This window comes from Coraliomargarita sinensis, assembly GCF_003185655.1.
GTDB lineage: Bacteria > Verrucomicrobiota > Verrucomicrobiia > Opitutales > Coraliomargaritaceae > Coraliomargarita_B > Coraliomargarita_B sinensis.
Genome location: NZ_QHJQ01000007.1, coordinates 109,136 through 131,720 on the forward strand (window position 1 = coordinate 109,136; position 22,585 = coordinate 131,720).

At 55.4% G+C, this 22,585-nt stretch carries 18 protein-coding genes and 1 tRNA gene; 14 read left to right on the top strand and 5 right to left on the bottom strand.

Annotation, left to right across the window (positions count from 1 at the left end):
• Positions 1-116: 116 nt before the first annotated feature.
• Complete coding sequence (locus DDZ13_RS10600; protein WP_158279890.1) at positions 117-572, top strand: BLUF domain-containing protein; 456 nt, start codon at positions 117-119, stop codon at positions 570-572.
• Here the strand turns inward: DDZ13_RS10600 and DDZ13_RS10605 are convergent.
• Together DDZ13_RS10605 and DDZ13_RS10610 are read right to left on the bottom strand one after the other, a co-directional pair.
• Complete coding sequence (locus DDZ13_RS10605) at positions 569-3,610, bottom strand: thiamine pyrophosphate-dependent enzyme (protein ID WP_110131434.1); 3,042 nt, start codon at positions 3,608-3,610, stop codon at positions 569-571. The genes DDZ13_RS10600 and DDZ13_RS10605 overlap by 4 nt on opposite strands.
• A gap of 496 nt (positions 3,611-4,106) precedes the next feature.
• Positions 4,107-5,327, bottom strand: coding sequence for an FIST signal transduction protein (locus DDZ13_RS10610; protein WP_146209335.1), 1,221 nt, complete (start codon positions 5,325-5,327; stop codon positions 4,107-4,109).
• 50 nt (positions 5,328-5,377) lie between these two features.
• On the opposite strand from DDZ13_RS10610, the gene DDZ13_RS10615 reads away from it, so the two are divergent.
• Together DDZ13_RS10615 and DDZ13_RS10620 are read left to right on the top strand one after the other, a co-directional pair.
• Positions 5,378-6,505, top strand: a complete 1,128-nt coding sequence (locus DDZ13_RS10615) for a sensor histidine kinase (RefSeq protein WP_110131436.1) — start codon at positions 5,378-5,380, stop codon at positions 6,503-6,505.
• Positions 6,506-6,569: 64 nt separating this feature from the next.
• A complete protein-coding gene (locus DDZ13_RS10620) occupies positions 6,570-8,858 on the top strand; it encodes a response regulator (RefSeq protein ID WP_110131437.1) in 2,289 nt (762 codons plus the stop codon).
• A 26-nt stretch (positions 8,859-8,884) separates the two neighbouring features.
• Here the strand turns inward: DDZ13_RS10620 and DDZ13_RS10625 are convergent, their stop codons facing one another.
• The gene (locus DDZ13_RS10625; protein WP_110131438.1) at positions 8,885-9,361 is read right to left on the bottom strand and encodes a thioredoxin family protein; all 477 of its coding nucleotides are present in this window, start codon (positions 9,359-9,361) and stop codon (positions 8,885-8,887) included.
• Between the two features lie 143 nt (positions 9,362-9,504).
• Here DDZ13_RS10625 and DDZ13_RS10630 point away from each other — a divergent pair, with 143 nt between their 5' ends.
• The 4 genes from DDZ13_RS10630 (at position 9,505) to DDZ13_RS10645 (ending at position 13,244) form a co-directional block, all read left to right on the top strand.
• A complete protein-coding gene (locus tag DDZ13_RS10630; RefSeq protein WP_110131439.1) occupies positions 9,505-10,167 on the top strand; it encodes a zinc metallopeptidase in 663 nt (220 codons plus the stop codon).
• Positions 10,168-10,258: 91 nt separating this feature from the next.
• Positions 10,259-12,058, top strand: a complete 1,800-nt coding sequence (locus DDZ13_RS10635; RefSeq protein WP_110131440.1) for a hypothetical protein — start codon at positions 10,259-10,261, stop codon at positions 12,056-12,058.
• A gap of 92 nt (positions 12,059-12,150) precedes the next feature.
• A tRNA-Pro gene (locus DDZ13_RS10640) sits at positions 12,151-12,227 on the top strand.
• Positions 12,228-12,311: 84 nt separating this feature from the next.
• Positions 12,312-13,244, top strand: a complete 933-nt coding sequence (locus DDZ13_RS10645) for a sugar ABC transporter substrate-binding protein (protein ID WP_233246142.1) — start codon at positions 12,312-12,314, stop codon at positions 13,242-13,244.
• Positions 13,245-13,438: 194 nt separating this feature from the next.
• On the opposite strand, the gene DDZ13_RS10650 is transcribed toward DDZ13_RS10645, so the two are convergent.
• Positions 13,439-14,410, bottom strand: coding sequence for a zinc-dependent alcohol dehydrogenase family protein (locus tag DDZ13_RS10650; RefSeq protein WP_233246143.1), 972 nt, complete (start codon positions 14,408-14,410; stop codon positions 13,439-13,441).
• A gap of 200 nt (positions 14,411-14,610) precedes the next feature.
• Here DDZ13_RS10650 and DDZ13_RS10655 point away from each other — a divergent pair, with 200 nt between their 5' ends.
• The 6 genes from DDZ13_RS10655 (at position 14,611) to DDZ13_RS10680 (ending at position 20,356) form a co-directional block, all read left to right on the top strand.
• The gene (locus tag DDZ13_RS10655; RefSeq protein WP_110131443.1) at positions 14,611-15,042 is read left to right on the top strand and encodes a Fur family transcriptional regulator; all 432 of its coding nucleotides are present in this window, start codon (positions 14,611-14,613) and stop codon (positions 15,040-15,042) included.
• 59 nt (positions 15,043-15,101) lie between these two features.
• A complete protein-coding gene (sufC, locus tag DDZ13_RS10660) occupies positions 15,102-15,860 on the top strand; it encodes a Fe-S cluster assembly ATPase SufC (protein ID WP_110131444.1) in 759 nt (252 codons plus the stop codon).
• Positions 15,861-15,900: 40 nt separating this feature from the next.
• Positions 15,901-17,319, top strand: coding sequence for a Fe-S cluster assembly protein SufB (sufB, locus tag DDZ13_RS10665; protein WP_110131445.1), 1,419 nt, complete (start codon positions 15,901-15,903; stop codon positions 17,317-17,319).
• A gap of 44 nt (positions 17,320-17,363) precedes the next feature.
• Positions 17,364-18,671: a Fe-S cluster assembly protein SufD gene (gene sufD / locus DDZ13_RS10670; protein ID WP_110131446.1), complete on the top strand. Its 1,308-nt coding sequence runs from the start codon at positions 17,364-17,366 to the stop codon at positions 18,669-18,671.
• Between the two features lie 109 nt (positions 18,672-18,780).
• Positions 18,781-19,326 carry a putative Fe-S cluster assembly protein SufT gene (gene sufT / locus DDZ13_RS10675; RefSeq protein ID WP_110131447.1) on the top strand — a complete coding sequence of 182 codons (546 nt, stop codon included), beginning with the start codon at positions 18,781-18,783 and terminating at the stop codon, positions 19,324-19,326.
• Between the two features lie 391 nt (positions 19,327-19,717).
• Positions 19,718-20,356: a hypothetical protein gene (locus DDZ13_RS10680; protein ID WP_110131448.1), complete on the top strand. Its 639-nt coding sequence runs from the start codon at positions 19,718-19,720 to the stop codon at positions 20,354-20,356.
• 27 nt (positions 20,357-20,383) lie between these two features.
• On the opposite strand, the gene DDZ13_RS10685 is transcribed toward DDZ13_RS10680, so the two are convergent.
• On the bottom strand, positions 20,384-21,535 hold the full coding sequence (locus DDZ13_RS10685; protein ID WP_199221103.1) for a hypothetical protein: 1,152 nt from the start codon (positions 21,533-21,535) through the stop codon (positions 20,384-20,386).
• A 276-nt stretch (positions 21,536-21,811) separates the two neighbouring features.
• Here DDZ13_RS10685 and DDZ13_RS10690 point away from each other — a divergent pair, with 276 nt between their 5' ends.
• Complete coding sequence (locus DDZ13_RS10690; RefSeq protein ID WP_110131449.1) at positions 21,812-22,570, top strand: DUF3450 family protein; 759 nt, start codon at positions 21,812-21,814, stop codon at positions 22,568-22,570.
• The last annotated feature ends 15 nt before the right edge of the window (positions 22,571-22,585 follow it).

The following is a 22,585-nucleotide window of genomic DNA, read 5'->3' on the forward strand; positions in this document are numbered from 1 at the left end:
CACATTCGAAATCAAGGTTAAGCTGGCTGACTCTTTAAACCACGCTCCCACATCACAAACAAGTAGTCTTGCAAGTTGTTCCCGGATTAACAATTATAATGCCTATAAGCAGTTCTATGAGCGACGATCTTTATCAAATTATCTACATTAGCACGGCGAATGCCGGGTTAACCGAAGATTCTTTGCTGGAACTACTTTCAGCCTCCCAGAAGCGCAACGCCGCCCGGCAAATCACGGGGATCCTGCTCCATTCCGACGGTAACATTATTCAGGTGATTGAAGGGCCCGAAGCGAAGGTCAAAGGCCTCTACGAAAAAATTTCCGATGATCCGCGCCACCGCGGGGTCACTTTGATTTCGGGTCGTTCGGTGCAACGGCGTGATTTTCCGAAATTCAAAATGGGCTTCAAACGGGCACGGAGTAAGGACTTCAAAGCACAGCTACCGGGTTTTACCGATGTGGTGGAAAAGGGCAAAGTTACCGATGAGGAACTGGCCGGGCTATCCAAGCTGGTTTCGGTCTTTATCCGCACCTTTGCCAAGTCCACGAACATCGACCGCTTTGGTTGTTAAACCAGGTCGAAGCGTTCGATGCCCTTACGGACATCGGACAGGAAAGCGGCTGCACCGACACCATTGATCCAGCGGTGGTCGAATGTCAGCACAAGTGAGGCCACCTCCATGGGACTACCGTCTTTCGACTTCGGGTCGGGCTGTTGATAGGGCGCGCCGATAAAAAGCGTGGCGATGGCCGGAGGCACCACAATCGGGATGGCCGAGCGCACGTTGTAGGCGCCCATACTTGAAATGGAAAGTGGCACCCGGTTTTTCGATACGATCTCCCCGTGGCGCGTGCGTCGCAGGGATTCGTTAAAGACCTCGATAAAATCGTCCCATTCCACCTCGTTGACGTTTTTGACCACCGCGGTTTCCAGCTTATCGCCGGGCAATGCCACGGCCACACCGAGGTCGTAGCCTTCCGGATCGTAAACGAGTTCATCGCCACGCACCACTGAAGCGAAGCGCTCGTGTTTGCGCATGGCCTGAAGCACCGCCCAGGCCGTCATGGTCGCCGTCGAAAGCGTGCCGCCCGGTGTTTTCTTGCTGCGGAGGCGCGCATCGCGCACGGCTTCCCAGCGGCAGGTCATATCGATGGTCGCCGGGACAATGCCCTGAAGCTGCTTGACCGCTTCCTGGGAGAGGCCGCCGACGCGCTGTTGTTGCGCGCCCTCCTTTTGCTGGGGGGCCGAGGCGGAGGCCGCCTGAGCCACGGCGGCGCCCGATAGCGTTAACTGTACGAGATTCTGCCCGACGGTCACTTCATCATCCTCGCTCACGGCCCACTCCCCGAGCACGCCGCCGGCATCACACTCAATGGGGAACACGGCCTTGTCGGTCTCGACTTCGCAGAGCGCGTCGTCGGCTTTGACCACATCGCCGGCCTGTTTGAGAATCGAGACGATACGCGCGACGCGTATCCCCTCGCCGAGAATGGGCACGACGATATCCTTGGTCGCACCCGAGGAACCAGAAGCAGACGAATTCATTTTGTGAGTATTTTCCGGGTGGACAGTTGGCGCATCAGCGACAGCTGCAGAAGGTAACAGGGAGGACTCCAGTGAGCTCGCGAGCAGGTGTTCAAGCGCCGACTCGATCCGTTGCTTATCCGGCAGAGCGGCATACTCGTAGACCGGATTAAACCCGACGTGGACATCTCCCTTCGAGACGATGACCGGAGGGCTCTTCAGGGCGCTCAGGACCTCATGCCGCTCACACATTGTAGAAACGATCATCTGACCGACGCTGGCCGTGATATTGTCTTCCTGAACGATGAGCAGACGGCCGGTCTTTTGAACGGATGCGGCGATGGCCTCTTCATCCCAGGGAGCAATTGAGCGAAGGTCGATCAGTTCGATATCGAGCGCTTCCGCAAGTCCGTCGAGCGTTTCTTCAACCAGTTCGACGCAGTTCCCCCAGGTCACGAGGGTCAACAGTTCCCCCTGGCGAATGGTGCGCGCCTGCCCCAGCGGCACCGCATCGACCGAATCCCCCGCCGGCAACTCGGCCCACATCAGGTGTTTCGGCAGAAGAATGATGGTCGGATCCTCACCGTGCAGGGCTGTCCAGAAAAGCCCGGCGGTGTCGGCGGGCGTCGAAGGCACCACCACACGAATACCCGGCACACGGGCAAACGAGGCCTCGCCCGACTGGCTGTGCCAGAGCGCGCCACCCGGGAGATAGCCGCCGCAGGGCGCGTATATGACCAGAGGACACTTCCAATGCCCGAAGCTGCGCCAGCGCAGTGTCGCCATATTGGACACCAGCTGATTCCAGCCGGGGTAGATAAAATCGACGAACTGAATTTCAAAACAGGGGCGTTTCCCGTAAGAGGCCAATCCGACCGCCAGGCCCATGATGGTCGACTCCGCCAAAGGTGAATTGACGGCACGTGACGGGTCCTTGGTCGAGAGCCCTTTCGTCAGATTGAAAACACCTCCCTTGGGATCGGCGATGTCTTCGCCGAAAAAGACCACATCCGGCAACTCGTCCATGGCGTGGTGGAAGGTTTTATTGACGGCATCGAGCATTCGGCAGGAATCCCCAAGCGCCACCTGCGGTCCCGCATCGGGTGTTTGCACCGGTCCGGTCAGATGGGCTTCACCTTCCTCTGCCACGGGGTCGTCCGCGCCGGCCGCTTCCTGATAAATGCCTCGGATCTCCTCGCGGATTTCTTCTTCCAGAGCAGCGGCTTCTTGGGCGGTCAGCAGCCCGTCCTCGATCATGCGCTTTTGAAACACCGCGATCGGGTCGCGCTCATGCATGGTGTCGAGTTCCTCCACGGCACGATACATGCGCTGATCATCCGCACTGGAGTGGTTGGAAAAGCGCTCCACATCACACCAGATAAAGCCCGGCCCCCCGCCGTCGCGTGCCTTGGCCACCGCAGCCTGACCGGCGGCGGCAACCGCTTCGACATCACTCCCGTCGACACGCAACCATTCGTCCTGATCGAGCACCCCGAGCGCGAGTGGATTGGTTCGCGCCGTCCGCGTGCTGATGGCGATACGGTTATCCTCGACGACAAATACGATGGGCAAGCGGCGCTCCTTGGCGAAACAGACTGCCTCGAAAAAATCACCCTGTCTGGCCGCAGCCTCGCCCAGCGAGGCATAGACCACATTCGACTTGCCATCCAGTTGCATGCCCCATGCGGCACCGCAGGCCGGGAGCAGATGCGCTCCCACCGGCGACGGATGACTCCAGATATTCAGTTTCCTGTCACTGAAATGCCCGGTCAGCTGACGCCCCCCGCTCGAGGAGTCCCGCTTGGCGTAAAAAGCCAGTGCCAGGTCGTAGTCGCTGATGCCGCGCTGGATACAAAAACTGCGGTCACGATAGTAAGGGAAGGCATAATCGCCCGGCTCAAGATTCAGCGCCACCGCGGCCAGCGCCTCGTGCCCCATACCTGAAATGTGAAACCAGCCCTTGCCCTGACGGATGAGATTTTGCTCACGCAAGTCGCCAAGCCGACTGCGCCAAAGCACACGCAAGAGGGCCTTGCGAGCCGCAGAATCGAGAATTGAAGTTGGGGAATCCGCTTTGCTGGACATTGATAACGTAAGGAAAGCCTGTGGCGTAAAAGACGCAGAGTTCAAGCTAGATAAAGAGCCACAAATGAGGCAAGCAAGGCTGAATCAGTTTCCCAAAGGATACTTTTCCCGCAAAGCGGCGGTAACACTTAAAACGTAAAAGGCTCGAACGCCTACCAAACGTTCGAGCCTACTACTACCCTCTATACTAACCAAAGTACGTACGTGACAATTAACAATAAGTCGGACTAATCAAACATAAACTAAAGTTAAGTTAAACTAATCTTAAACCCTAATGGCTTCCTTAAGCTGTGCTTCAGCCTCGCCCTTGTGAGAAACGTATACCGCTTCAATTTAATTATGCTTCAATCGAATTGATGTAGCAGAGCCAGTCTCTGTCTCTATCCCGATATCTATGTATGAGGATGGCAGAGGACCCGTCTTCATCGGATTACGCCGAGGCATGCTGCCATAGCTACAAGCGAGACTACCGAGACAGACCTTTGCAAAGAAGGTATTATTTCTTCGCGACAAAAAGCCCGAGGCTCGCGGCATAGCCGTGCAGGAGCGTACGTCCCCCGACAGGCGCCAACTCGCCGTTACAGAAGAGACCGGACAAGGGCATCTCAGGCAAAAACTGATTGACGACCCCGACATCATGGTTCGAGACCCCGAACAGCGATGAGCCCCGACCGATGCAGTCGCACAGGCAGGCGCCATAGACGGCACGTTGCCCCAATTCGCGGAGGCGCTGCTTGAGCAATTCCTCAAAATCCACCGATGCCGTCACCGCATCACGAATTTGGAACTGCAGGTTTTGTCCGACACGAGGCGGTGTGGCGATTGCGACGGCTCCGGTTTGTGGATCGATCGCCGCAAGATTGCGCACGAGAAAATCGCCCGTGCCGAAGCTGGCTTTGTACTCATCCATGACCAACCCGATGAAGATATTGCCCCGGGCTTGTTGTTGCTCGTCTGAACTGAGTTCCTGAAGCGTATCGCGGAGGACTTCCAGGATGGGGCGATTCCCGACTTGGTGGATAATGTTATGATCGGCGCGGGTAATCGTCCAGGGAGAGCCCACGGGGCGACAGCCTTGGGAAAGCAAAGGCTCGATCGTCACGTCACCCTCAAGCGCCAATGCCACAGCGCCGCCTGAATGCACGTTCCCGTGACAAAACAAAGCCGTCGAATCATTGGCCGGATTGCCGGTGAACCCACCCACGGTCGGCCGGCCTTGCGTGGCCTGATCCCAGTCCCGCAGCCAGCTGTCGTGACTCAAATTCCCGGCGGCCGCGAGCAGGATCCATGCGTTGGCGGAAGCAGTGAGTGGCCCCATAGCACGTGACAAGCCAGAGCTGCCCCCTTCCAGCAGAAGCGATTCTTCCAGATGAATGGCGTGCGCACGCGTGCCGGGCAAGTGGTGCAGAGCGAGGCAAAAGCCCTCGCCTCCTTCCATTTCCTCTGAATCCGCGATCAAGCCATCCGCGGCACAGCCGAGGACAACGGGAGTCTGCGCGTAGATTCGAACAATTTCCAAAATCTCCCGTGCGTGCGGGAGCGCATCCGCCGCACAAAAAAGCAGTCCGAAAGTAACGGGGCCTGCCAGAACGGATCTTTGCTCCGTCGCCCAAGCCTCCACCTGCGACTCATTGAGAGGGAGGCTGAAATGCTGGACAACAGTGTGACAGGGGGCAACGGGCATGTAGCAAATGCGGCCGAATAGAAGTTGTGTCACACATAAACCCAATCTATGACCAGAGGCGAATCATTTTTTAGGAAAAACGGATGGACGACGCTTTACTCCAACAATTGCGCAGAAGTCAGGATGCTGAACTTGGGCTTCGAAATGCACTGGATGCAGCCTCCATCGGTTACTGGTCCTGGGTCACGAGCGAATCGATGCAGTGGGATGGCCACATGTTGCGCCTCTTCGGGATCCAACGTGATGAAGTCCCAGCGAACATGGATGACTTTCTGCTTCTGCTGGACCATGACTCACAGGAAGCCGCGGTCGAAGCGTTCGATGCCGCTCTCCGTGAAAATGACACGCTGAACCTGCCTGTCGTCGCGGAGAAGACAGGGCTGGAATTACAGATGCAAGGAAGGCCCTATTGGTTACCCGGAACCGAGGGCCAAGCACTGAGTGGCCTATGCATGGCGCGCTCCGGCGCGGGCGCATCGGAGGATGCCCCTTCACATGACTCGACCATGGAGCTGGCGAACTTTGCCTCGGTGGCCTCGCATGACCTGCGCGAACCACTGCGCATGATCAGCAGTTATCTACGCTTACTCGAGGAACGTTCGCCCGACTCTCTCGATGAGCGCGCACAGCGCTACATCAATTACGCCTGCGACGGCGCGGATCGTATGCGACGCTTGATCGAAGATTTGCTGAGCTATGCCCGACTGGACAGCGAAAGCGAACCAGCCGGACCCGTCGCGCTGACGGAAGTACTGAGCGAGACCATGAATATCCTCTCGAACAGCATTCGTGAGAGTAAAGCCGATGTCACTGTCACCTTTGAACAATCCCCTCTAGTGCTTGGCGACAGGACCAGCCTAGTCCGCCTGTTCCAGAATTTGATCGGCAATGCCATCAAGTTTCACGCCAAAGGCAAAAGCCCCAAGGTGCAAATCGGGTTGAAAGACGGCGATGAAGCAGCCGCTCCAGGCTTCTGGATCATTTCCGTCAAAGACCACGGTATCGGCATCGACCCGGAGCATCACGACTTACTCTTCAGCATCTTCCAACGGCTGCATACACGTGACGAGTATGAAGGATCAGGCATCGGCCTGGCCTCATGCCGCAAGATCGTCGACCGCCTGGGCGGGCGGATCGACTTCGATTCCAAGAAAGGCAAAGGCAGCACCTTCCGCGTCTACTTGAAAAAAGCGAAAGCCCGGAACTGCTGAGGCCGGTTTATGAGATTGATCTCAAGCCTGTATTCGAACTATCTGAAAAACATCTACCGATCTCATGGCGATCCCGACCTCCAGTAAGATACGCATATTACTCTTCGAAGATAATCTCGCAGATGCGAACCTCGTGAGCGAATATCTGGAACTGGCCAAGCTCGACTACGAAATGGTGGTGGCAAAGCGCCTGAATGAAGGATTGGAAAAAGTGCGGTCGGAAAAGTTCGAGGTCATTCTGCTCGACCTCTCTCTGCCTGACAGCAAAGGCATCGCCACGCTGAAGACGGTGCAGGACAGCGCAAGGGACGCCGTCATCATTATACTGACGGGCTCTGAAGACGAGGCCCTGTCTTCCGCTGCCTTGCAGGCCGGCGCGCAGGACTACCTGTTTAAAGACAAGCTCAACGGGGAAGTGCTCCGCCGGTCCATCCGTTACGCCATCGAACGCACCAACCTCACCCGCAAGTTGGAAAACCACGCCACCGAGACAGAGCACCGAGAGGCTCTGCTGCGTCATATTTTCGATGCGAATACGGATGCTATGCTCATCCTAACCCCGGAATACGAGATCAAGTTCTTTAATCCGGCGGCGGCGACTCTTTTGGAAGCCGACGAAGCCAGCCTGGTGGGAGAGACCTTTCCTTTCGAGGTCAGCACAACACAAATCTCCGAACTGGAGATCCCGGAAGCGAACGGCGCTTCCCGCCTGGTCGAACTGAGTGCAGCTGATCTGGTCTGGGAGGGAGAAGGCGCATTGCTCGTGATGTTGCGTGACATCACTCAGCGGCGCGCGGCAGAGCTTGAACTTAAAAGGGAAAAAGAACGTTTATCCGTCACGTTGGACTCGATTGTTGATGCCGTGATCGCCACGGATCAAAGCGGTGCGGTCGAGCGCATCAACCAGGAAGCCTCGCGGCTCACCGGCATCGCGGCTGATGACGCCACGGGCAAACCACTGAGCGAGGTACTGCGCCTGAGGAATCCGCACAGCGGCGAGCGGATTGAGGATCCGCTCAAGGATCTGCTGCGTTCCGACTTTGCCGAAGTCCTGGCCAAAGAAGGCCTGCCCCTCGAACGTGTGGATGGGAATGAGCCACTGCTCGTGACGGCCGAGATGCGCTGCATCCTCGACGATGGCGGCAAGCACCACGGCTGTGTCACCGTCCTGAGGGATATCACCAAACAGAAGAAGACCGAAGAGGAACTCTTTAAGAACGAGAAACTCAACTCCATCAGCCTGCTGGCCAGTGGTATCGCCCACGACTTTAACAACATGCTGACCGCGATTCTGGGCAACATATCGGTCGTCCGGATGGGGATCGATGAAGAGGACAAGAACGCCAAGAAACTTCTCGCGGCGGAGAATGCCGCCCTTCAGGCAAAATCATTGACGCAGCAGTTACTCACCTTCGCCAAGGGCGGGGCACCCACACTGGAAGTGACCACGATCGACCAACTGGTTGAAGAAAGTGCCCAGTTCATTTTGCGCGGCTCCAACGTAAAGTGCGAAGTGGAGAAGAAAGAGCCAATCTGGGCTGTGGACGCGGATAAGGGGCAGATCAGCCAGGTGGTGAATAACCTTATCATCAACGCCGACCAGGCCATGCCGGAGGGCGGAACGATTACACTTCGAATGGCCAACCGGCGCCTGCGGCACGGGGAAGTCCCCACCCTCAAAGCGGGCGAATACGTTTGCATCGAGGTTGTCGACGAAGGCACCGGAATCAGCCCGGAAAACATGAAGCGCATCTTCGACCCTTACTTCACCACTAAGGATGAGGGCAATGGATTGGGGCTCGCTTCATCCTATTCCATCATCAGTAGCCATAACGGCGCCATGACGGTCGAATCGGAAGTCGGCAAAGGCACCCGTTTTTCCGTTTACATCCCCAGGACGGAAAAAACCGAAGAACCGACACCGTCGCCGGCAGAGGAAGCGGGCAAAAAAGAACCGGAAAAGATCCACCAGGGCGGCGGGCGCATCCTCGTGATGGACGATATGGAAGCCATGATGATGGTGGCGGGAGAGATTTTGAAGGCGCTGGGCTACGAGGTGGAATTTACCACCAACGGCGAGGAAGCGATTGAAGCCTACAAAAAAGCGAAAGAATCAGGTAATCCCTTCGATGCCGTCGTTTTCGACCTCACGGTGCCCGGCGGGATGGGCGGCGAAGAAGCCAGTAACATCCTGATCGAATACGATCCCGATCTCATTGCCATCGCTTCCAGTGGCTACACCACTTCCAACGTGATGTCGGACTATAAGAACTCAGCCTTCAAGGCGGTGGTACCGAAGCCCTACCGCATCAAGGAAATGAGCGACGCGCTGAACCGCGTGTTGCAAAAGTAGCGGCCGCAAAGATGGCGCGGTTGTTGTTATTTGCCCGCGATGATCCCAGAGAGGTGTTCGACATACTTTTCCGCACCGCCACGGCGATAACCGGTTTTTTCGATTAGTTTCCCTTCGGAATCGAGAACTAGAATGGTCGGGAAGCCGCGTATGCCGTATTTTTTAGCCAAGGCTTCGTTCTGTGCTTTGGTTTCCTCGCTTTGCTCTTTATTGCGCGGGAAATCGAGCTCGACCAGAACTAGGTTTTCCGAGGCGTAGGTCTGGAAAGCTGCTTTGGAAAATACTTCCTTATCCAGTTTGATGCACCAACCACACCAGTCGGATCCGGTAAAGTTGAGTAGCATGGGCTTGCCATCCGCTTTCGCCTTGGCCTTCGCGGCATCAAAGTCAGTTATCCAGTTGGCTTCCGTGTCACTTGTGCTTTCCGCGTGGATCAGTGTCGTCGAAAAAAGGGCGGCGGCGATCAAAGCCAGAATGGATACGAGATAAGTTTTTTGTTTCATAAAGCATAGGATACATTGATGTTTGGTTTATTCCATCAGATTTTATGCATTCCTGCCAAGAGACGAAAACTGCGGCATGAAAGTTGCAAAAGGGAGGAACTAAGCTAGCAAATAACACTCAAAAAGAGACAAATTAACACACTATGACCTTTATATTTCTCATTATTGTCCCGATTCTCGTCGGCCTCTGGGCCCAGATGAAGGTGAAAAGCGCCTACAACCAGTACGTGCAGGTGCCTTCGCGCGGACGTATCACCGGGCGAGAAGCTGCCGCTGCCGTGATGGAGAGTGCCGGAATTTACGACGTCGAAATCGTACAGTGTCATGGCACACTGACCGATCATTACGACCCGACGCACAAGCGGCTAGCCCTCAGCCAGGATAACTACCAGGGCACCAGTCTTGCCGCGCTGGGTGTGGCTGCTCACGAGGCGGGCCACGCTATCCAACACAAGCAGGAGTATGCTCCGCTCAAGACACGAATGGCGCTCGTGCCCATCACCGGCTTCGCTTCGCAGTTGCTCCCGATTGTCATGTTTGGCGGCTTCTTTATGGGCTTCGGTCCGATTACCATCAACATCGGCATTGCGGTCTACCTCGTCTTGACGGTCTTCCAACTGGTGACTCTACCGGTCGAATTCGACGCCAGTACACGCGCCAAGAAGCAGCTTGTCGGCCTCGGCATCATCGACCGCGACGAACTCGACGGCGTGACCAAGACCCTCGACGCCGCCGCCTACACCTATGTGGCCGCCTTTGTCAGCAGCCTCGGCTGGTTGCTCTATTTACTGGCGGCACGGCGTTGATTCTGCCGCCGCAGTTGTCGAAATTCACAATTAATTCATTAACAGCTGCTTGCTAAATCTCGTACCCGATAACTTATTAAGTTATCAAGGTATGAGTTATAAGTTTTCAGGCCAGTTACTTGCGGGTGCTCTACTGTGTAGTGCTCTCTGTACGGTGCCGCTGTCGGCCATAAGCGAGGGCAACGTACTCGTCGTATTTAATTCAGCCAATGGCGATAGCCAGGAGGTTAAAGATTACTATGTAAGCATACGACCGGACGTATTGCAGTTTGATTTGGCAGATGGCAGCCTGACGTCCCCGACAATCAATTACGCTGATTTTGCCACAAAAATACGAGATCCGATCCGGCAGCACCTAAACTCGAATAATCTCGAACAAACCGTTGAAGTCCTGGTTTTAACCAAAGGCATCCCTCACCGGATACAGAGTTTGGACACAAATAATCCCAACGCGGGAGATGCCGGAGCGAGCGCTACCACGGCATACGATAATGGGAACGCCAGTTTTGCCTCCGTTGATTCTGAACTAACACTTTTACAATATGATCTGGATGACGGCGAGAACGGCGGCAACTATGATTCAAGTGCCGACAATGCGGTGTTGAATCCCTATTTTAACGAGACATCCGCATTCTCCAGTTTTTCCAGAAGTTCGATCGCAAATGGCGACCAGGTATTTTCCAGGAGCAACAATGTCTACGGTTGGTGGGCCTTGGGTACTCAAGTTATCAGAGGTATAAATGTCAGCTTCACACCTTCCGATGCGGGCGACATCTACTTAACCGCACGGCTCGATGCATCCACCGTGGAAGACGTGAAAGCCATCATCGATCGGGCACAGGACATCGCTTTCCGACGCGACATCGACGCTGTTATTTTTGACGGCGACGGACGAAGTAACCCACTGGACGAGTATTCAGATCCATCAACCGGAACCGCCATAAACGATTATCCGGAAGCAGAAAGCACAGTCAGCGCCACATGGGATCAAGTTCTTCGCGAAAACAGCTCCAGCTTTGTGATTGGGAAAGCAGCCGGAATTGATTACTCCAACACCCTGCTTATCAATGGCCCGATCGCCCACCTCCACTCCTACGGGGTAAACCACAGTGGCACTAATTCACAGATACGGCCCTATCTGAACACTTTTGCCGGCCAGCTCGTACCGGGAGCCAGCTTTTCCGCCTACGAAAGCTTTGGAGCAAAGGGACTGGGCGGCCTGGGAAATTCAAACCAGGGACAAGTCGAAGAATGGTTTTCCTCGGGCGGCACTTTCGCCTCGGGACCGGTATGGGAACCGTTCACGTTCGGCATCCTGAAAAGTGAAATTTTCCTGGACCGTTTTTACAATCAGGGCTTCACCTACGTCGAGGCAGCTTGGGCTGCGATACTACAGATTTCCTGGCAGAGCGTCGTCATCGGCGATCCCCTGGCCACAGCATCTTTCAGAGCCTCGTCAGAATATGAGAGTTGGGTGTATGCCGGTACCGGCACCACGCCTGATGTCGAGGTAACAGCAGGATTTGATGATGACTACGACCTGGACGGTCTCGAAAATGGCTTGGAATATACCTTAGCCCTCAATCCTGATGCTTCAGATGTGAACTCGAACAAGTTGCCGGAATTCACTCTCAGCAGTGAGAATAAAGTCGTCACATTCACACTTGCCGATCCGGTTCCTACAAATCTCGACATAACCGTAGAGATGAGTCCTTCACTTGAACCTGGCAGCTGGACCATCATTGCAACCCGAGGAAGCGGCGGCACTTGGTCCGGGACTGCTACTGTCGTAGAAAGTAACACTGCCAGTGGCAACGAGGTCGAGCTGATCGACCATACCACCGGCCTGGATGATCGCCGTTTCTACAGGATATCGGTGACGCAAATTTAGTAGACCATCGTGCCGCGGAGACCGGAAAAGCATCGACGCATGATTGAGCTTGACCCGCAACAAGTCGCGGACAACGTCCTCATCTTCTGAGTCGGGCCGTAGCGCAGTCTGGTAGCGCACTTCGCTGGGGGTGAAGGGGTCGCAGGTTCAAATCCTGTCGGCCCGACCATTTTTCTTTTTATTGAATCGGCAACCAGCTGCCGATTTTTTTGTCTACTTCGCCGTGCTAAAGTTTCTGATCAGATCTATCCTTGTGGGCGCAGCACTGCTTCAGTTCGCCTCTGCGCAAAACCGCGAAGTTTTGGGCGAATACAAGATAGCGATTATCGGGCGCGACCAGGAAGACACCATTTATCAGGCCGCGCATCTGGGCGCCAAAGACGCCGCTCTGGAAATGAGCAAGAAGTATGCGATTGATGTGGAGCTGCTTATTGCCACGCCGGAAGCTTCCCAGGGCGGCTCACAACCTACTTCTCTGGCAGAACTTTTCGTTGATGAGGCCGACGGATTCATCATCAGCCCCGGAGCAAGTGACGTCGTGGCCTCATCGATCAATTTTGCCATGCAGCAGGGGCAGGAGGTGATTTTCTTTGAGAGCAAGCTGGAAGAGGTTGAACCGATGGCGGCGATCCTGGCCGACGAGAAACAGGCCGGACGCCTGGCGGGAAAGGCCATATTGAAGAGGCTGCCGACACAGGGGCGTGTCGCAATCCTGACGAGCACATCCCCCACCCCGCAGCTGAAAGAAAGGCTCGACGGTGTGCGCGCCGCGCTCGGCTACCGGCGTATCGAAAAAGTCATTCCCACCGAGCCGAACTACCACGCCGCGATCAAAACGATCCGTGAGGCCGAGGAAGCCGACCGCAACGATCATATCAAAGGATGGATTTTTCTGGAAGACTGGCCCCTGCTCGGGATGCCGGCGCTACCCTGGAAACCGGGACGCTTACCGGTTGTCGCCATACAATCTTCACCGTCGGCCTTCATCTATACCGACAAGGGCTACCTCGAGGCCCTGGTCGTCCACCCCTACTACGAATGGGGCTATACCGGAGTGGTGACCATGGTCGAAAAACTGCACAATGACAAAGCTCCGGAGACCTCCACCATCCTGACCCAGCCGAAGGTCATCGATTGGCGGAACCTGAAAGACTACCGCGAGCAGTGGCAGACTTGGTTCAAGTAATACCCGCGACTAACTTTTATCGGTCATACGAATCCACAAAACAGAGTTTTGACTTGTGCGGGCGATATCCAATAACGCCTCAGGCCACGTCGCCTCACTTGTGAAAGCGGGGTGATCGAAATATCGCATTAGCCTTTTTGTCGGAAAAAGTCACGCACTGGTCTACGTTAGAAGCTAAAGTCGAAATGCTTCAACTAGGGGCGCAACAAAACTTTACCCAGCTTCGGGCTCTTGTCGTGCTGAATGGCCTCCTGAATTTGCGGGAGCGCATAGGTGGCCTCGATCGGCAGCTTCAGCTGCCCTTCCCGCATCATGGTGTAGACCCGGTCCATGACTTCGAGGACGGCATCCGCACCCTCCGTTTTACAGAATTTATCCCACCAGAAACCGACGAGGCGGACGTCATTGAAAATCAAAAAGCGGGTGGGAAAGCGCACTTTATCCGCGACCATGCCGCCGAAAGTAACCTGCGTCCCGCCATCTCCAAGCGCCTTAATCTGGTCGATCGCGCTCTCGCCGCCGATTGAGTTGAGCGCCAGTTTGACGGGGGCACCGCCGGTCAATTCTTTCAGCTTTTTGGGCCATGCCGAGCCTTCCAACACCACCTGATCGGCACCATAGGCCAGGAGCGGCTCAACCAGCTCCTCGCGTCGCACCTGACTGATGGTTTTCAGCCCCATGGCTTTTGCCATCTGTATCACGGAAAGACCCACTGCGGAATTGCCCGCATTTTGCACGATCCAGTCGCCCTCCTTCAGATCGACGATTTTATCCAGCAGGCAAAAAGCCGTAGGCGGATTGATAAAAGAAACCGCCGCCTGCTCGACCGGCACCGACGCATCCACTAAAAGCAAATCTTCAGCAGGCATACAGGCATACTCCTGCCAGGTGCCACCGTCGGGAAAGCGCACGTGCGCACCCGTCTGAACTGAATCAACCCCCTCACCCAGAGCATCGACCGCGCCGACGCCCTCTCGGCCCGCCACCGCAGGCAGCTCACGCAAACTGCCGTAGCTGCCCCCGATCATCCCGTAATCGGAGGGATTGATGGTGGCGGCGAGTAATTTGACCCGCACTTCACCGGGGCCGGGCTCAGGCACTGGCAGCGATTCCACCCGAAGTACTTCCGAGGGGGCGCCGAATTCATGGTGACGAACTGATAACATATCGCTCATCCCCCCAGCGAAAGAAGAAAGCCGCTGCAGAGCAAAAGAAATACCCCAGTCCGGAAACAAATGAGTCGGCCGGTCCATTTCTATCCGCGCTTAAAAATAATTAGAATTATTACAATTATCGCTTGATTCTGTAAGGCAACCCCTTTTATTGAGATCCATAGCCAGCAATTAGAATAATTCTAATTATCAATATGCAACTCACACCGGAATATAAAGAACGTCTCGACAATGCCTTGGAGCGCAGCGGTTTACGCGCGACCAAGCAGCGCGAACACATCTTCTCCGTCCTTCTAGAGAAGCTGGACCATCCGACGGCCGACGAGGTTTATGCCCGTGCCCGCAACGACATGCCAACTATCTCACTGGCAACGGTTTATAATTGTTTAGAAACTTTATCCGCCAGTGGTTTGATCAAGCAGGTGAATTTTGAGCGTGAGCCGACACGTTATTGCCCGAATCTCACGACACACGCCCACTTCTACTGCAAGGAAAGCGGGGAAATCAAAGATATCGAGCTTTCGGAAGACATTATCAATCAGCTCAAGGCTTGCCTGCCCGAGGGCCACACAGCTCATCGTATCGACATCGCGTTCGACGGGAAATGCGGCGAATGCCAGCAGTAATCACTTTCTCAAGATTTCACCACATCACAACTTACAACTCAACGACTCAACCAACCACCATGAACACACTCGAAGTTAAAAACCTGAATGTCTCCATCGAAGGCCAAGCGATTCTGAAGGATTTCAGTCTCACCATTCCCAAAGGTGAAGTCCATGCACTCATGGGCCCGAACGGCACCGGCAAAAGCACGCTGGCAAAAGTCATGGCCGGCCACGAGGACTATGAAGTCGAAAGTGGCGAGATCCTTCTGGAAGGTGAAAGCATCCTAGGTAAGGAGGCTGACGAGATTTCCCACGCCGGACTCTTCCTTGCATTCCAGTATCCTCTGGAAATCCCGGGTGTTTCCATTGCCAATTTCATCCGCGCCGCCCGTGCGGCCCGCCTGCCCGAAGGTGAGGAAGTCAACGCCGTCGAATTTTACAAAGAGCTTTACGCCAAAATGGACGAGCTCAAGATCGACCGTAAGTTCACCTCGCGCGCTTTGAACGAAGGATTTTCGGGTGGTGAGAAAAAACGTTGCGAGATCCTCCAGATGGCGATGCTGGAGCCGAAGTTCTGCGTCATGGACGAAACTGATTCCGGTCTGGATATTGACGCGCTGAAGATCGTCTCGGACGGGGTCAACCACATGCGCAGCGAAGACCGCGCTTTCCTCGTCATCACCCACTACCAACGCCTGCTCGATTACATCGTGCCGGATGTGGTTCACGTCATGTACGACGGCCGCATTGTTAAAACCGGCGACGCCGAACTGGCGAAGGAGCTCGAGTCCAAGGGTTACGATTGGATCAAAGACGAGGCCTCTGCCATGGCCTAGTGCTGCGCCATTAGTCATTCTCAATTAACCATTTTTTATTATGAGCGATACAGACCTCCAGAACGAAGCCATCAAAGTCGATACCGAGAAGGGTAATTTCTCCTATCCGGAAAACTACGAGTTCGACGCCGGTGTTGGTCTGACCGAAGACACCGTTAAATACATCTCCGATGTTAAAAAGGAAGATGACTGGGTGCGCGAGTTCCGCCTCAAGGCGCTCGAGATCTTCAAGAAGAAGCCCATGCCGACAAACTGGGCGACGAAGGATCTCGAAACCATCGACTTCGACAAGATCCGCTACTACCTATCCAAGGGCCAGCAACCTTCACGCACCTGGGATGAAGTGCCGGACGACGTGAAAGAGACCTTCGAGCGCCTCGGCATCCCCGAACAGGAGCGAAAGTTCCTCGCCGGCGTGGAGGCCCAGTTTGACTCGGAGGCAGCTTATTCCCGCATGAAGGAGGATCTGGAAAAAGAAGGCGTCATCTTCGTCGGATCCAGCGAGGGCCTGCAAAAATACCCGGAAATTTTCCGTCCTTATTTCGGCAAGGTCATCCCTGCGTCCGACAACAAGTTTGCCGCACTCAACAGTGCCACTTTCTCCGGCGGCAGCTTCATCTACGTCCCCAAGGGCGTAAAGCTCAAGCAACCGCTGCAGGCTTACTTCCGCATCAACGCCGAAAACTTCGGACAGTTCGAGCGGACATTGATCATCGCCGACGAAGGTGCCGAGCTCACTTACATGGAAGGCTGCACCGCTCCGAAGTTTGAAACGTCCACCCTGCACAGCGCGGTGGTCGAACTGGTCGCCCTCAAGGGTGCCAAGATTCAATACATCACGGTACAGAACTGGTCCGACAACGTTTTCAACCTGGTCACCAAGCGCGGCATGGCCGACGAGGATGCCGAAGTGAAGTGGATCGATTGCAACATCGGTTCCCGCCTGACCATGAAGTATCCCGGTGTGGTCCTCAAGGGGCAGCGCGCCCGGGGCGAAGTGCTCTCGATTGCCCTGGCCAACGACGGTCAGCATCAGGATACCGGCGCCAAGATGATGCACCTCGCGGACAACACCACGAGTAACATCATCTCAAAGTCGATCTCCATCGGCAAGGGTCAGTCCACCTACCGCGGCCAGGTGCACATGCCGAAGCACCTGAAGAATTGTAAGAACAACACCGAGTGTGACGCCCTACTGATCAACACCAACAGCCGTACCGACACTTATCCGGCCATCACTACGCGCGGTCAGCACAACACCGTGCAGCACGAAGCCAGTGTGTCCAAGGTCAGTGCCGAACAGATCTTCTACATGATGCAGCGCGGGCTCTCCGAAGCCGAAGCCATGAGTCTCGCGGTGAACGGATTCGTCAATGACCTGATGAAGGCCTTCCCCATGGAATACTCCGTCGAACTGAAACGACTGATCGACATGGAAATGGAGGGCTCTGTGGGCTAATCGCCCCGAGCTGGTAAGATTGAACTCTCAACTTTGAACATCGAATGACCACGACCTTGGAACAACCCGCACAGACGACTTCTCAAGAACCGGCATGGCTGGCCGAGCGCCGAGCCAGCGGCCTTGAGCAATTTAAAAACCTGCCGATGCCGACGGCTAAAGACGAAAAATGGCGCTTCGCCAGCGTTGGTCGTCTCAGCATCGACAACTACAATCCCGCCGAGGCCCCGGGCATTGACAAGCTTAGCGTGCTGGACAAGCGCTCCAGCCTGGTTAGCGAGCGAGCCGGACGCAGCGTCTATGTCGACGACACTCAGGCTGCATTTGAAGGCATCAGTGAAGAGCTTGCCGCCAAGGGGGTGATTTATCTCCCCATTGACGAAGCGGTGGAGAAGCACCCCGGGTTGATGGAAAAGTATTTTCTCAAGGAATCGACCGAACTCGGCTCCAAAAAGTTCTTCGGCTTGCACGCCGCAAGCACCCGAGCCGGCGCGATCCTTTATGTGCCCAAGGGCGTCACGATCGAAGCACCTTTTGTCAATTACTACTGGACCAGCGGCGATCGCAGTGCGGTTTTCCCCCACACATTGATCGTCGCCGAGGACAATGCCTACGTCTCCGTGGTCGATGTTTTCTTTTCCGAGGGCGACCAAAACGAGGCCCTGAACGTCGCCGTGGCCAACATCCACGCCGGTGCGGGCGCCAATGTCTTCCGCAAGGTCGTGCAAGATTGGAACGATAAGACAGTTTCCTTCCAGCTCGACACCACCGTGGCCGAGCGCGACGCCCAAGTGAAGAACGTGGCCGTTAACATCGGTGCCGAACGCGCACGCTACGAAGCGCAGACCCGCATCGAGGGGCCCGGTGCCGACGTGAAGATGTACTCACTCACTGTGGCCGAGGAGAATCAGGAATTCGACCAGCGCACCTACCAGATCCACAACGCGCCCAACGCCGTTTCCGACCTGCTATACAAGAACGCACTGCTCGACTCCAGCCGCACCATCTTCTCCGGACTAATCAAAGTCGCTGAAGGGGCCCAGCAAACGGACGCCTATCAGACCAATCGAAATCTGCTCCTCGACCCGTCTGCGGATGCCAACAGCATGCCCGGCCTGGAGATTCTGGCCAACGATGTGAAATGCTCGCACGGCGCTACCAGCGGTAACGTCGATGAGGAAGAACTCTTTTACATGATGAGCCGCGGGATTCCCAAGCGAGCCGCCATGCAGCTGATGGTCTTCGGCTTTTTTGAAGAAGTCATCGAGAAGGTCGCCAGCGACGAGCTCGCGGAGAACCTCCGTGCCTTAATACACAAGAAATTCGACGCGAAACTTTCTCAACCAACTTAATTTTACTCCTATTCTTAATCCCACTCTCCAGATTACTTCTACCAAGGTATGATGAAGAAAAAGATTAAGAGTTGAGGACTTTTACTCTCACCTTCACTTTCACTCCACAATGGACGAACAACGCACACTCACCAGGGAAGTTGAAGTCACCCTTATCCCGCAGGGCACTCCGATGACTCTGCCGGAAGGCGAACAGGTCACCATCACCCATCGACTGGGCGGTAACTTTACCATCATGACCAGCAACGGCATGTTCCGCGTCAGCGGGGCCAATGCTGACGCCCTGGGCGAGGAAGTGACCGAAACCGCCAAAGCGGCTGATGCGGCGGGAGCCAACGGACCTGTGGAAATCGATCAGCTCTGGGAAGCGCTCAAAAAGGTTTTCGACCCGGAAATTCCGGTCAACATCGTCGACCTCGGCTTGGTGTACTCGCTGGAGACCAGCGAGCGGCTTGAGGGCGGGCACAAAGTGGACATGCAGATGACGCTGACCGCACCCGGCTGCGGCATGGGCCCGGTGATCGCAGAGGACGCCAAGACCCACCTCGAGGGCGTGCCCGGCGTCGCTGAAGCACAGGTCGATATCGTTTGGGACCCGCCCTGGAACCAAGACATGATTACCGAGGAAGGTAAAATGGTCCTGGGGCTGGTTTAAGCTGTCGGACCGGTAGGGCGCGATCCGCCGCGGTGCGCCGTCCTGCAAGGGCCAGCGCTGGCCCGCATGTAACGTCATGGGCAAGCGCCCCAAAAGCCGAACGGCCGGCTTGGCAAACAGGCCCTACCCTTGAGTGGCGAACCGAGAGGTCGTTCAAGGCTGTGATGGTTCCGCCTGACCCAAGTGAACCACAAGCACTGGGGACGCTCCACGCGACAAATTAACTCCAGCCACAACGACGCTCAGTCGGGGATGAATCATCCCGACGACAAGAATCATACGCCAACACAATTGTAAAAATAACGTATATTTAATTTGGTAACTTGAATAAAGCGTTAGCTTTTTCTAGGACGGTATCCTCACTGAATTGAAACCATAGACTACAAATATCATGAAGATTCCGATTACAGTTACGCTACCCCTCCTCGCTTTGACACATCTCTCCCAGTCACAGGCCGTTTTTATCTTTCATGACGGCAACGACAGCCTGGGGAATACCGGTGCAGCATTCACCGGATCAGAGGGACAAACTCAAACGACGGTCGATGGAATGACACTGACCTCAGAGGCTTTCATCGACGGTGTCAGCACCGGGACAGACCTCTACGGGACAAACAGTGGAAGCTTTGGCGTCGACAACCCCGATACCAACTCAAGCGGCAACGACGACAACGACCGGATCGACAATCTCGGCGGCCTGGAAAGTATGGTGTTCAGCTTCAACAGTGCGGGCACCTTCCAGTCGATCGACCTGCGTTTCGTCGAGGAAACTGCCAACGAGGCCCAGTTGATCTTCGACGGAGGCAGCAGCTACGAGCTTAACTCTACCACCGCACTGAGCGGCGAGGATGACTTTGCCATCAACGAAAGCTTCAGCGCCGGCCAATTGATCACCCTGCAACTGTCCGGTTCGGCTGCGGCGGGAGAGAACTTCAGCCTGGAAAGCGTAACCGTGGTCCCTGAGCCCGCAACATTCGCGCTGGCAACAGGGACCCTGATGATCTCACTCGTCCTGCTCAAACGCCGCTAGGCGCCCGCGGCAGTAGACCAGCCTGCCCTATTGAGCTGGGGGAGGTGTCTCAGGTGCGATCACTTCGGCCGGCACCTCCGCCTCATCGGGGAGGCTCTCCACCACCGGTTTGATAAACATGGGCAGGAAGAGCGCCAGGGTCACGGCGATAGCGGAACCAAAGAAGGCCTTGCCGGCATCCCGGAAGATGAGGTTGGAGACCTTCTTTTTGGTGCGAAGCTTAAGACGTACCAGGATACCGACTTCACGACCCGCCAGAAGGCCCAGGAAGACCCAGGTCGTACTCATCGGCATCTTTTCCGGCCAGGGTACCTCCATACCGAAAGCGGAGAACAACTTCGGAATGTAATCGACCTTAAAAAAGAGCAGAACGAGGCCGTAAAACATATCGATAAAGGTCGCCGAACGCACATCGAGCGTGTTCGTCTTTGTGGTCACAACCTTCTGGATCTTACCGCCCTTTTCTTTAAAGAGGTACCCCTGCAGCAGCACCATGCCCGCCAGAGAGAGGGCAAGGCCCCACCAGCTCAGCGAACGGGGCAAATAAACGAAAATGTTTGCGAGGTCCTGCACCAGCCACATCGACCAGAGAAACCCGGTCGACCCCCACTGGAAGACCATCCAGATCGGGTGCAGTTCATTGTGCGGCTTCTTCCCATCTTTTTCTTCGGCTACCTTCCGTTCCATCAGATAAACCACCAGGGCGTAAATCGCGAAGCCGACAATAAAGGCGATCGCATACCCGACGAGGGACTTGCGCATCATGGAATTGAAAAGGTCGACGGCTGCGTCCGGGGTCTTGCCCTGTTGCGCAGCCACCAGGCCTTTGAAAGCGGTCAGCACCAATAGGGACGTACTGACCGGAATTCCCATACGTGTGAGAATAACCAAACAGAGCGGCGGGATGACAAAGAGCCAGGTAATGACGCCACCAAACGCATCCGGGTGGGGGATATTCTTGCCCGACGCGGCCAGTCGGCCGAAAGCAGGATCACCACCGTTGGCCAGCCAGCCCCAGGTGACGGTCACGACCATGATTCCTGAAATCCAAATCCAAAGCGACCACCACGGGCGCTTGGCATTGGAGGCCAGAAAAGTCCCCAGTGTTTGAATCGAATCGTTCGCGACGATCGCATAAGCGGCCAGCGCGAAGCCCAAAATCATAAATAGTTCTGACATAAGATAAGCAGTCGAGGATGAGGGCACAAAAGTCACAGAAAAACGAGTAGATTTTGCTGCGATCCTGCCGGGGTCAGCTTTCCGTGCTCTGGCCTGCAACCACACCCACGCCCAGTGGGCCGGGTGCCAAGGCCTTGTCACAATCATATTCCACCGGCTCGCATCTGGCTAAAAGGGCTGTCACACGACTGTAACATTTTGGTAACCAAACCTTAACGAAAGCGTACTTTCATTTAAAAACCCTTTCTGCTAACTAAGCCGCTTCCTTAATTTCCTATGAAACATAAGATCCTTCAAGCACTCACAGTCACCGTCTTCGCAGCTACGGTGCTCACCGCCCAAGCCGAAGTCGAGACGACCAAGGAGACTCTTCAAGAGTGGGTCGAAACCCGACAGATCATCTCGAAAGAGAAAGCCGACTGGAAAGTGGAGCAATCCATCCTCTCCGACACGGTCGCACTTCTCGAGAATGAACACGAGCGTCTCAAGGCCGAATTGGAGGAATTGGAAGCCTCTGCCACCGCGGCGGACGAAGACCGTGCAAAACTCAGCACTGAGAAAGAAGCGCTGACTGCGGCCTCCTCTGTCGTCGAAGCCAATATCGGCGGACTGGAGAAGCAAATGAAAACCGTCATCAAAACACTGCCCCAGCCGCTGGTCGAAAAGATCAAGCCACTGATCCGCCGCTTACCGGAAGACCCGAACGACACATCTCTTTCTCTGGGCGAACGCGTTCAAAACATCGTGGGTATCCTCAGTCAGGCGGACAAATTCAATACCACCATCACTCAAACCAGCGAATCGCGTGAGATTAGCGAAGGAAAGACCGTCGAGGTGCGCACGCTATACTGGGGATTGGCCACAGCTTACTACGTCGACTCCTCTGGCGAATATGCTGGCATGGGCTACCCGACAGCCAACGGCTGGGAATGGCCCCGCATCGATGAGGCCGGCGAGTCCATCAAACGCCTGATTGATGTCTATGAAGGCTCAGAAGAAATCCAGTTTATTCCGGTCCCGGCCCGCATCAAGTAACCGCACATTTCAAGA